This window comes from Lacrimispora sanguinis (genome assembly GCF_044987295.1).
Lineage (GTDB): Bacteria > Bacillota > Clostridia > Lachnospirales > Lachnospiraceae > Lacrimispora > Lacrimispora celerecrescens_B.
This window is the reverse complement of the sequence record NZ_CP173277.1, coordinates 3,456,337-3,468,331: the sequence shown is the minus strand read 5'-3', so window position 1 is coordinate 3,468,331 and position 11,995 is coordinate 3,456,337. Positions and strand designations below refer to the sequence as shown.

The following is an 11,995-nucleotide window of genomic DNA, read 5'->3' as shown; positions in this document are numbered from 1 at the left end:
TTCTCCCATCTTGTCAAGACAAGTTTTCTAAATTATGTCAAAATAACAAAATTCTCAGTAAAATCTTTAAAACATATCACATGCCTGGTCAAAACTTACACACCTTGAATATCTGGAATTCCACATTTTCTCATTATAATATTTGTAGGACTGTTCCGCGGTCATATACTCATTATCAACAGTTGTATTGCAATAAGCCGGAACAACAATTTCAAATCCATGTTCAAAACCGCACTTTATTGTTGCATCTATGCAGTAATCGGTCTGCAGACCTGTAATCATAATGGTATCTTCGTTTTTAGAGCGCAGGTATTCTAATAAACCAGTATCCCTAAATGCACTATTAACATGTTTATCAAATATCTTTTCCTCATTCATTGGAGCAAATTGTTCAAATATTTCAAATCCTTTTACGCCCTTAGTCAGCTCAAAACCATCATCGTGACGAACATAAATAATCTCTATGCCCTTGGTTCTTGCTAAATGGATTAATTGCTTTATGTTATTTACAAATGTTTCATATTGAAACAGTTCATTTGTAACAATCATATCCTGTGTATCTACTACCAACAGTACCATTTAAATACCCCCTTATTCTATTGTTTTCCAGAGCAGCTGTCCATTTTCGAAAATCACCTCCATTCGCCCGGTATCCTTTAGCCAGGAAAGATAAGAGCGGATCGTGCTACCAACGAGTACATATTGCTCAAAATTCATTACCAGACCATAGTCATTGAAAAGCTGCTGTAAAACCTTTTCAAAGATAATCGGCTCTTTACAAATTTCAAGTATCTTATCTGCTATTTCATGTACCTTGTTAATGTTAATCTGAGCGAGCGGGGCGATATCATCGGTTGCTTCTGCGTGAGCAGGGATGAAAACCTTTGCTTTCATGGTCTTTACCATTTCCAAGGTGTCAAGGTATGCGGATACATCATAAATAAACCCGATCTGATATTTTTCCAGTGTTTCTTTGCTCGACAGGCAGTCTGCCAAATAAACGACGTCATCCATATCTCTAAAACCCACCATATCAAAAAAATGACCGGGAAGAGGAATCACACTCATACCATTCGGAAGACCCCCCTCTGTAAGGTGTTCTGCACTGCTTTCCTGGGCCATCAGGAATTTGTGCTTTAAGTCCTTTGGCGGGAACCCGCCATACAGGAAAGAAGGCTCAAGGATGGTATGGTTCGTAAAGTCGCATTCAATACCAGGAGCATAAACTTTGCATCCGGTTTGATTCTGTAAATACTTATTGCCTCCAATATGATCGGCATTTGAATGGGTATTATAAATTGCCGTCAGCCGCCAGCCATTGGCATCCAGTATCTGCCTGACTTTCCGCCCGGCATCCTTGTCACTTCCGCTGTCAATAAGGCATACTTCCGTATCGTTAAGCTTAACAATGCCAATCTTTGCCGGGCTTTGAACATAATAACTATTTGTGCCAACCTGATTTAACTCATACATTTGGGAAACCTCCATATAGTAGAAATTCTTTGAAAACTGTAGTTTTAATGATGAAAATGATCTTACAGGAAAGGAAGAGTCGGGTCCTTCCGGACAGACCTTCCTTTCCGCTCCGAAATCCTATCTCCTTCTTCCACCCTTCCGCAAAGCAACGGGCTATGTTCATCGTATAATGTGCGTCTCCTCTTCACTGCCTCCACACTGTCATTGGCATAGCAATACTTACAACCGGCCAAGCAGGTGTCATAAGTTCCCACCTCAACGCTTTCCATGCACCCACATTCTGTTCTTTGATTTTTATCCTTCCTCCGGCATACCGGACCGCCGATTAAGTATTCCGCCATCGCAGGGTCAATGCAGCTTCCTCGTGAAATCCCGACAGAACTTAAATCAGCTATTTCCGCACATGCTTCAATCCTAAGTCCGTAAGTACCGGCAATCGAGGCCAGTCCTTTGCCCAGCCTTTTCATCCCTTCTTCATCCAATTCTTCTACCGGGATTCCCTTCATGTTACGTTCCGTCTTTCCATACTTGTCCAGAAAACTGATCACAACTTTTTCCGCAGAACCACATACACCTCTGGCGATTTCTTCAAAGGCCCGCAAATGGTATTCCTCTCTGTAACGGCCGTTAAGGAATATGGGATCATACCGCCAGACCATACGGTCTTTCCCCACTTTTTCTGCTGTTTCCCGGAAAATATCGATCAAATGCCTTTTATCCGGCAGCCCAGGCTCAACATCATTTCCATATCCCGTCAATGTAAACTGGATATAGAAAGGGATGCTTCCAAGCTCCCGGATTCGTTCCATCATAGGCTCCGGATTTTTCGTCCAGAATACTATAAGCTCAACCTGCTCCGGAGATAGGTCGATCCGGCTGATCTGATGGCTGTTCATGGGATTTTTTACATATAGATACCCTTCTTTCAGCCTATTAAAAAACCAATCCGAATAAAATTGTGGAATATCCGTCCGCCTGCTGACACTTAGTATCATAGTTCTCACTCCTGTTTCTTCTTTGTAAAATCATTATAAGCATTCCATGCGCCCGCTTCAACCTCTTTAACTTTTTTAAGAACTTCGAATATGGCATCTGTCTGGAATAAGTTGGCATAATGTTTTGCCTAATAACTGGGAATTCTGATATATGAAATGAAGCCGTTTTCTATCATCATCTACAACTGGAGGAACACCATGAAAAATGAACCTGTATTTTTAACTGACAAAAATCATAACGTCATTCTGGAAGCCATCTCTGGTACTCCCAATGCTGCGCTTCCGGACAGCTTGAAGCCTTTTGAAATATTGGAACCTAATACTTCGGACGGTGCCACGGAAAAACATGTTCCGGTCATTGAGACAGAAGGAAATCATGTGACCGTAAAGGTGGGCAGCACGTTCCATCCCATGACCGAGGAACACAACATTTCCTGGGTCTGCTTACAGACAACGGCAGGAAGTGTCATGAGAGTAAGCTTAAGCCCTGACTGTGAACCGGTGGCCTGCTTTACTTTGGAGAACGGTGATTCTCCAAAAACCGCTTTCGCCTACTGCAATCTTCACGGATTCTGGAAAACAGAGGCGTAACGAAAAAAGCATCCCCTGAATCACACTCAAGGAAAGATGCATTCTCTGTTTCCAATATCGCCGCAGGATTCATAATCCTGCGGCGATTCCTATGCCCTCAATCTTCCCATAAGCATATTATCCTACTCGTTTTTATCACGATAATGGCTGATTTCTCCGCCTTAGAGAGAATCTGGAAACAGAAATCAAGCTGAAACCATCCTTATCAAAGATTCTAATGTATCGTCAATTTATTGCCTTTTAGTATACAACGATTTGAATCATTTATCAACGTTCCTACCGTTTCTTAAAAAACTTAATAGTTTCCTGAAACGAATTATACTGTCCTTTTGCATTTCCATAAACCGTTCCACCAGAAGTAAATATGCCGCCGTTCATGGGCATTTCAAGGGTAAAGCTAATCGGAATCACATAGGGAACCGGCATAGGATGCCCCATGCTTTCATAGGACAAGAGTGCTCTTTCAATGCTTTTTTTATAAGTATTGGCAAATCCAAACGGCTTTCCTTCGCTGAGGGCCTTTTTATAATCTTCATAGAAGATATTATTATCTACTTTGATAAATGGAATGGACTTTCCCTGATAGGACCAGGAAGAAACATTTTTGCCGCTCTGCAGTCCGTCTAATGCCTGAAAGCAAACACCCCTACTGGAGGATCGTAAACCAGGATAAATTTTTTTATTCTTCATTTTCTTCGTGAGAAACAGTTTCCTCAAACAACTTAAACTTTGCAACTTCCTGCCTTAAAGCCTGGGCCTGGGCCTCCAGTTCTTCACTGGAAGCTGAACTTTCCTCCGCTGCTGCAGCATTGGACTGTACCACCGCAGATACCTGGGACAGTCCTCCAAGGATCTGCACCATAGCCTTGGCCTGCTCCATAGAGTCTGATTCAATCTCCTCCATCACCCGTTCCACAAGAATCGATTTATTGGCGATCTCCTTAAGGATTCCTGCCGTCTCAGCTGTCTGCCTTTTTCCCTCCGAAACCGCATTTACCGTATTCCCGATCAACTGGGCAGTCTGTTTAGCAGCATCAGCAGATTTTGCAGAGAGATTCCGGACTTCTCCTGCCACCACCGCAAACCCTTGACCCGCGCTTCCGGCCCGGGCTGCCTCAACAGCGGCGTTTAAAGCCAGAATGTTGGTCTGAAATGCGATATCCTCAATCATTTTTGTGATGCCGGATATTTTTTCAGAAGATAAACTTATCTCTTCCATAGCTGAATGAAGGCTCTGCATATGCCGGTTCCCTGCGCTGACCCTGGATCCGGATTGTTTTACATAATCGGAAGCTTTCCGTACAGAATCCGAACTTTTTCCTGCCATTTCTGAGACATCTGCTATGGCAGCATTTAATTCCTCTACCGTTGCTGCCTGCACAGCCGCTCCGGAGGCGAGCGCCTGGGAAGCACCGGAAACCTGCCCTGCTCCCGAATTGACCTCCTCGGCAGAGGAACGGATGTTTAATATGGCATCATTTAAGCGGGAAGCAATCATTTCCATGGAGCTGCGTATACCATGAAATTCACCTGGATATTCACAATTACTTTGAACTGCAAGGTTCCCACTGGAAATCTCCTGCAAAAACTGGGAAATATCGTAGATGATATCTCTGTATTTCCCTGCCATTTCACTGACCTTTTCCCCGATAACCCCTATTTCATCATGTCGTTTCATATTCAGTTCAATACTTAAATCTCCGGCGGATAACTGATCAATGGAGTCGACCACCTGTCCAATGGGTTTTGTGATCCGGTCCGTAATCCGGAGCATAACGAAAACTGCAAGGATCAGAGAGACAGCTCCCAAAATAACAGCATTAAACATGGAGGTTACAACACCGGACATAAATTCAGATTCTGAAGCTGTCACATTTACTGACCAGCCATTGGTATTTTTCACAGGAGTATAGGAACCAAATCTTTTTTCGCCGTTCCAATGATAGAATCCAAAGCCGGTTTCGCCGTTCACCATGACAGCTTCCAGCTTTGCGATCTCTCCATAAGCAGCCTGATTGGTTTTTGCTGACTCTGTGTCATTTTGCTGTGATAATACCAGGGAAAAATCCTCGTAAGCCACTTTCGTTCCTTCCCGATTTATAATATAAGTACTTCCGGTATCCCCAAGTTTTGTATCCTCAATCATCCCCTGGAAAACAGAATAAGGGAACTCAATCATGATGACCAGATCATCGTATGGGTACGCATATTCAAAGGAGGCAGAATCCTTTTGAATGATAGGATCGGATAAAAAAGGAGTTCCGCTTTTTGCCTGAAGGTATGCTTCGTCCTGCTCATAGGATTTTCCATTGACGACAGAGGTTCCATCAGACGAAATGATATCAATGTTATTAAGGCCGTACTGGGAACTTGCGATCCGTAAAAATATATTGATGTTACCTCCTTTTTGTACATTTCCCTTCATATAGAGGGCGATTGACTCGGATATGATCGAATATTCTTCCAGCTTCTGAGTTATTTTTTCAGAAACCAGTTCCGAAGTTTCCTTTAAACTTTTGGCCAGTGACTTCTGGGTCGTGTCATAGGTCATATAAATGGAGCCTATGGACAGTACAAATACAATACAGATGATACAACCAATGGTGAAAGCTACCATTTCCCTTTTTATTCCTTTGTATTTCCTTTTCATATTACGTTATCCTCCGATGTCCAGTTTACCCCTTTGCCAATACAATTTATAGCGGCCCAATTGGTATATCGGACAGTTTTCAGATAACTATATGAGTTTTACTAAAGTTTTACGTTAATTTGGACAACTTTTTACATATCAAATATAAGTGCCCTATAAAATAACTTCTGCGTTATTTTCACCATATTGTATCATTGCCTCCGGATATCCGTTTGCTTCTACTATCCAATTTCTTCCTCCGACTACTTTCATCAGAATCCTCTCACTCTTTTTTAAAACTTCAACTTTCATGGCTTCCTTTCCGTTCTCATCTGGTATCAACACATGGAAATCAGCCCCATCTTTAATCTGAAACAATTTTAACATGGTCCCATCCGTATAATTATAATCCGGCTTTTCTTCACAATTTCCTACTGCCAAAACGGTGTTTTCTCTTACCATGAGAGGAAGATGGAAATAGTCAAAGATTTCTTTATACCATTTTCCACCTGGTTTTACGTCTCCAGTAAGGTAATTGGTCCATGTTCCTTCCGGTAAGTAATAGGAAACCTCTCCGTTTTTCTTAAATACGGGTGCCACCAGCAGGGAATCCCCCAGCATATACTGCTTATCCAGAGTCTCACAGGTCAAATCTTCCGGAAACTCAAGAAACATAGGGCGCATCATTGGTATACCTTCTTTATGTGCTTTTACTGCCTGGCTATAGAGATAAGGCATCAGAGAACACTTCAGCTTCACAAATTTTCTTAATACATCACCGGCTTCTTCATCAAACAGCCACGGAACCCGGTAGGATGTAGAGCCGTGCAATCTGCTGTGAGAACTTAATAGTCCAAATGCACACCACCGCTTGTATACATCAGCGGAAGCCGTCTGTTCAAACCCGCCAATATCATGACTCCAATAACCATATCCACCAAGAGATAAGGATAATCCTCCTCTTAAATCCTCTGCCATGGAGGGATAGGTGGCAGTACAGTCACCGCCCCAGTGAACAGGAAACTTCTGTCCTCCTGCTGCAGTGGATCTTGCAAATACCAGAGCCTTATCTTTCCCAAGCTTACTTTCCAGAAGTTCAAAAACAGTCTTATTATATAGGTAGGTATAGTAATTATGCATTTTGACTGTATCGGAACCATCGTAATATTTAACACCCGTAACCGGAATTCTTTCCCCAAAATCAGTTTTAAAGCAATCCACCCCCATGTCGATCAGTTTCTCCAATTTACCCTGATACCATTTACAGGCCTCCGGGTTCGTAAAATCGACCAAAGCCATACCTGCCTGCCACCGGTCACACTGCCATATATCATCATCGAGAGTTTTTACGAAATATCCATTTTCCACCCCTTCGTCAAATAACACTGATTTCTGGGCGATATAGCTGTTGATCCAGACACAGATATGCAGGCCCCGCTCTTTGTAGCGCCTTAACATGCCTTCCGGATCCGGAAATGTATCCTTATCCCACTCAAAGCTGCACCATTCATAACCCTTCATCCAGAAACAATCAAAATGGAAGGTATGAAGAGGGATATCACGGTCTTCCATGCCCTGTATAAAGCTGGTGACGGTTGCTTCATCATAGCTTGTAGTAAACGATGTTGTCAGCCACAGGCCAAAAGACCACGCCGGCGGCAATGCCGGTTTCCCTGTAAGCTCCGTATACAGCTGAACGGTTTTCTTGGGCGTCTGTCCATTCAAAATATAGTAATCCAGTCTTTCCGTCTGTACGCTGAACTGTACCCTTTCTACCTTTTCACTTCCCACCTCAAAATGCACATCTCCGGGATGCCCTACGAACACACCATAGCCTTTGTTGGTAATGTAAAAGGGAACATTCTTATAGGTTTGTTCGGATGCAGTTCCCCCATCCTCATTCCAGATCTCAACAGTCTGGCCATTCTTTATAAACGGAGTATACCGTTCCCCCAGACCATAAACATATTCTCCAACATCCAAAAGGAGCTGTTCTACCATGTAGCCCTTCTTTGTCTCCCGATTCTGCATATAGGCAAGGTTACGGTAGCTGCTCTCTGTCAGCAGCCGATCTCCGTCTTTAAACTCCACCTTCCAGCTATTGGCAGACTTATATATGACAGCACTGGTCTCTCCGGATGTATATGTGATTTTTTCTTCATCCTCCGTTATGGAAATGAAATCACCCTTTTGCTTCGCCACCTCGTAATGGGGGCCTTTATAAGCTGTTCCCTTAAAATGTACGGCTGACACTTTAATTACATTTTCAATGGGACTTGAAAACGTCACAGTGAGCAGCGGCTGATTCAGCGTATCCCCCCGATCTCCCATATGCCTTGTTGCAGCGTATACGATCAGTTGATCATGATATCGCTCCCAGCCATAATACTCCACTGCATAAACCGGATATATCTCTTCTCTGATCCGCCAGTAGCCATTTGTAAACTTCACTTTTAATTCCTCCTATCATTCTTTTTCTGCCGGTTTAAAACAACGGTTATTTCTCGTGAATACAGGAAGCCTATGGAGGGGAGCATCGGATTCAATGGTTCTGCCACCTTCTATCGTTTCTCCTGTCCAATACTCCTTCCAGGTAAAACCTTTTGGCAGATACACCGTTCTTTTTCTCATACCTGCGTAAAGGATAGGAGCCACAAGGACATCCGGCCCGAACATATACTCATCTTCCACCTCCCAGCACTGTCTATCTTCCGGGAAATCATAAAAGAGAGGGCGCATAACCGGGGTACCTTTCCGGTGGGCTGCCTCCATCAGTTCCGTAATATATGGCTTCATATGATCTCTTATCTGCAAATATGTTCTGCAGATCTCATACGCTTCCTCCCCAAAAGACCAGACCTCATTATCTGCACCAGAAACACAGGCCGCACCGCCTTCCGTTCCCATGGGTTCTTTTAACGGTTCCCGGTAACCATGAAGACGCATGACCGGGCAAAACGTTCCATATTCAAACCATCGGATCAGAAGTTCCTGAAATTCCGGATCTTTTGGATCGCCTCCATGAAATCCCCCGATATCGGTAGTCCACCAGGGAATTCCCGCGATCCCCATGTTAAGCCCTGCTGCCAACTGGTTCCGAAGGCTTCCGAAGCTGGAATGGATATCCCCCGACCAGACAAGAGCTCCATATTTTTGAGAACCGGCCCATGCACAACGAAGCAGATTAATGATATTCTCCTGCCCTTCTGCTTTCATACCGTCAAAAAAGGCCTTAGCATACATGGCCGGATAGATATTCCCGATCTGCACATTGGATCCCAAATAATAACGGTAATTGTCAAAATCGTAAATGCTATATTCCGGTTCTGCTTCATCAAGCCAGAATACCCGGATTCCTTTGTCATAATAATTTTCTTTTGCCTTTTGCCATACATATTGCCTGGCCTTCGGATTCGTAGCATCAAAATGAACCGTATTTCCCTGGAAATCCATTGCTATCCGGAATCCCCTGTCTGTTCGGATCAAGTACCCTTTTTCTTTCATCTCCTGGAAGTTTTCACTGCGGTAATCTACGGTGGGCCATATGGATACCATGAGCTCGATCCCCATCTCCTTAAGTTCCCTGATCATGGCATCCGGATCGGGCCAATATGTTAAATCAAACTTCCAGTCTCCCTGTAATGGCCAATGGAAATAATCAATTACGATCACAGAGATAGAAAGCCCTCTCCTTCTATACTCTCTTGCTACCTCTAAGAGCTCATCCTGTGTCTGATACCGCAGCTTGCATTGCCAGAATCCCATGGCATATTCCGGCATCATTGGGACCGTTCCGGAAACCTTTGCATAAGCCTCTTCGATTTTCGCAGGCGTATCCTCTGCCGTAATCCAATAATCCAGCCCCTTGGTGGAATATGCTTCCCAGGTTGTAATGTTCTTGCCGAAAAAAACTCTTCCCACCGCTGGATTGTTCCAGAGAAAGCCATAGCCCAGAGAGGATATGGCAAAAGGAACGCTTGCCTGGGAGTTCCTCTGAGCCAGCTCCAGATCGGTTCCCTTTAAGTTCAGATAAGGCTGTTGATACTGGCCCATTCCATATATCTTTTCGTCCGGATTTGATACAAAGCGCATGGATAAATGATAATCTCCCCCCAGGATGGGCTTGAATTCTCTTGCTTCCACATCCAGAGCACTGCAGTAATCAGCAAACACATCCATACGGTTCCTTAAATACTCATCAAGTAGTACTTCTCCTCTCTGATTATAAAAAGTCAGCTTCCCATATCGGGAGATCCTGGCCTCAATTTTGCCGTTTCGAATGCTTGCAAAGTCCTTTTCTATTTTGAACTCAGGCCGCATGTCCTCCAATTTCATGGAAAGCGCCCAGTCCTCTTCCTGCATCTTATCCATTTTCGAAGCCCTCACGCGAAAGCTGTTGGCACCCCAGGGCTGAATCCACAGCTCTTCCGCATCATAATGGAATTTCAGGCAGTTATTTTCTTTTCTGAAAACACTCATTTTTTCTTTCCCCTTTAAATGATTTATCCTTTTACAGAACCGCTTGTCATCCCTTCTACAATATATTTCTGCATGGTGACAAAAATTAAACAGCTCGGTAGGATCAACAATACTCCATAGGCCATAATGCTGTTCCACTTGGTTCCGTATTGGTTCATGAACGTGTATATGGCGGAGGTCATGGGCCGCATGGCTTCCTTTGTGTTAAAGGTCATGGAATACGCCAGGTCGTTCCATGCAAATACAAAGCTGAAGCAGGCCGCCGTGATCACAGTGGGCTTAGAAATGGGGATTGCAATGCGGAAAAATGCACTGATCCCATTGCACCCATCGATTTTCGCCGCATCCTCCAGTTCCACCGGAATGCTCAAAAAGCCTGGCCGGAGCATCAGCACGATGAACGGAATGGATATGGTGGCGGTCGATAAAATAGGAGCCAGATACGAATTTAATATCCCCAGCTTTGAAAAAATTAAAAACAGGGGGGTGAGCACCAGAGAGGCCGGCAGCATCTGGGTGATCAGAAATACCAACACAAATATTTTCATCCCCTTCACTCGGTACCTTGCCAGACCATAGGCGGCAGGCACGGAAAGACATAAGGATAATATCATAGAGCCTGCAGCGATTAACATAGAATTTTTCATGGTTATTCTTAAATTTCCAAGCTGATCCTGATATGCCTTTAATGTAAATTCTTTCGGCCATAATGTTGGAGTTCCTGCAAAAATTTCGCTGTCCAGCTTAAAGGAGTTAACAACAATCCAGTAGAGCGGAAACAAAAATATGCAGGCGATCAATATGGCAAGAAGGCACATCAAAGCATTTTTCTGTTTATATGTAACATTCTTCAATTCACAGATCTCCTTTCCGGTTTATCTAAAATTCCCTTAGCGCATTACATGGTCTCATCCCTGGAAATCGTTCTTAAATAAACCAACGCAACGAAAAACAGGCAGACAAACAATACATTGGCAACTGCCGCTCCTTCTCCAAAATGAAACAGCTGAAAGGACAGCTTATAGGAATAGGTGGACAAAACCTCCGTTGCAGAGACAGGTCCGCCTCCGGTCATGACATATACCAGATCAAAGACCTTAAAGGTCAGCACAAATCCCAGCACTAGGACTGACATAATGGTGGGCTTTAACAACGGAATGGTGATTCTCATAAACTTCTGGATACTGTTTGCTCCGTCAATGGAGGCCGCCTCATAAATATCTCCAGGAATATTATTGAGTCCCGTGGTTAGCAGAAGCATGTTAAAAGGGATGCCTACCCAGGAATTGGCAATAATCAGTCCAAACATTGCCGTGTTTCCATTTAACAGCCAGCCAATGGGCTTTCTTATGATGTGCAGGCTCATTAAAATTGTATTGATAATGCCGTTGCCTTCCGCAAACATGAATTTAAAAACCAAAGCCGTAACTGTAACCGGAAGCATCCAGCTGATCACAATAAATCCTCTGATATATTTTGATAGGGTAAATTTTTTTGCAAAAAAAACAGCAAATATAAAACCCAGAGAAAACTGGATCACCAGACAACCTGCCGTATAGATAAACGTGTGCAGTAGAGATTCCCAAAAGGTCACCTCCGCAAAAACAGCCTTATAATTTCCAAAGCCGGCAAGCTCCCTCACTTTACTGCCCAGAGTTTTAGCCGTGACCACCTGAAAGCTGATGATCCAGTTATAAACGATGGGATATCCGATAAAAATCAGCATGTAAATGACTGCAGGCAATATCAGGCAATATCCCAGCAGCTGTTCCTGTCTTTCCCGTCTGTTCTGCCCCATTCCCGATCTCTCCTTTTCTCTGTTTAT

The 11,995-nt window shown here is 43.6% G+C and carries 10 protein-coding genes; 1 reads left to right on the top strand and 9 read right to left on the bottom strand.

Features of this window, described 5'->3' with window-relative positions; all coding sequences use genetic code 11:
- Window positions 1–66: 66 nt before the first annotated feature.
- The 3 genes from ACHZES_RS16085 to ACHZES_RS16075 all read right to left on the bottom strand — a co-directional run bounded on the left by ACHZES_RS16085 (window position 67) and on the right by ACHZES_RS16075 (window position 2,471).
- Complete coding sequence (locus ACHZES_RS16085; protein WP_038280289.1) at window positions 67–579, bottom strand: cysteine hydrolase family protein; 513 nt, start codon at window positions 577–579, stop codon at window positions 67–69.
- Between the two features lie 12 nt (window positions 580–591).
- Entirely contained in the window at window positions 592–1,473 is an 882-nt protein-coding gene (locus tag ACHZES_RS16080) for an MBL fold metallo-hydrolase (protein ID WP_038280288.1), read from the bottom strand.
- 62 nt (window positions 1,474–1,535) lie between these two features.
- Window positions 1,536–2,471 (bottom strand): DUF1848 domain-containing protein, encoded by a 936-nt coding sequence (locus tag ACHZES_RS16075; RefSeq protein ID WP_395547122.1) that lies wholly within the window; start codon window positions 2,469–2,471, stop codon window positions 1,536–1,538.
- A gap of 198 nt (window positions 2,472–2,669) precedes the next feature.
- Between ACHZES_RS16075 and ACHZES_RS16070 the strand changes: the two genes are divergently transcribed.
- Entirely contained in the window at window positions 2,670–3,062 is a 393-nt protein-coding gene (locus ACHZES_RS16070; protein ID WP_395547123.1) for a desulfoferrodoxin family protein, read from the top strand.
- 276 nt (window positions 3,063–3,338) lie between these two features.
- Here ACHZES_RS16070 and ACHZES_RS16065 read toward each other — a convergent pair whose 3' ends face one another.
- The 6 genes from ACHZES_RS16065 to ACHZES_RS16040 all read right to left on the bottom strand — a co-directional run bounded on the left by ACHZES_RS16065 (window position 3,339) and on the right by ACHZES_RS16040 (window position 11,968).
- The gene (locus ACHZES_RS16065) at window positions 3,339–3,752 is read right to left on the bottom strand and encodes an acyl-CoA thioester hydrolase/BAAT C-terminal domain-containing protein (protein WP_395547124.1); all 414 of its coding nucleotides are present in this window, start codon (window positions 3,750–3,752) and stop codon (window positions 3,339–3,341) included.
- Entirely contained in the window at window positions 3,742–5,712 is a 1,971-nt protein-coding gene (locus ACHZES_RS16060) for a methyl-accepting chemotaxis protein (protein WP_395547125.1), read from the bottom strand. Before ACHZES_RS16060 ends, ACHZES_RS16065 begins: the two co-directional genes overlap by 11 nt.
- 153 nt (window positions 5,713–5,865) lie before the next feature.
- Window positions 5,866–8,142 (bottom strand): alpha-xylosidase, encoded by a 2,277-nt coding sequence (yicI, locus tag ACHZES_RS16055; protein ID WP_395547126.1) that lies wholly within the window; start codon window positions 8,140–8,142, stop codon window positions 5,866–5,868.
- Between the two features lie 15 nt (window positions 8,143–8,157).
- Window positions 8,158–10,170, bottom strand: a complete 2,013-nt coding sequence (locus ACHZES_RS16050) for a TIM-barrel domain-containing protein (RefSeq protein ID WP_395547127.1) — start codon at window positions 10,168–10,170, stop codon at window positions 8,158–8,160.
- A gap of 23 nt (window positions 10,171–10,193) precedes the next feature.
- Window positions 10,194–11,024 (bottom strand): carbohydrate ABC transporter permease, encoded by an 831-nt coding sequence (locus tag ACHZES_RS16045; protein WP_038280274.1) that lies wholly within the window; start codon window positions 11,022–11,024, stop codon window positions 10,194–10,196.
- Between the two features lie 44 nt (window positions 11,025–11,068).
- Window positions 11,069–11,968: a carbohydrate ABC transporter permease gene (locus ACHZES_RS16040; protein WP_395547128.1), complete on the bottom strand. Its 900-nt coding sequence runs from the start codon at window positions 11,966–11,968 to the stop codon at window positions 11,069–11,071.
- Between the last annotated feature and the right edge of the window lie 27 nt (window positions 11,969–11,995).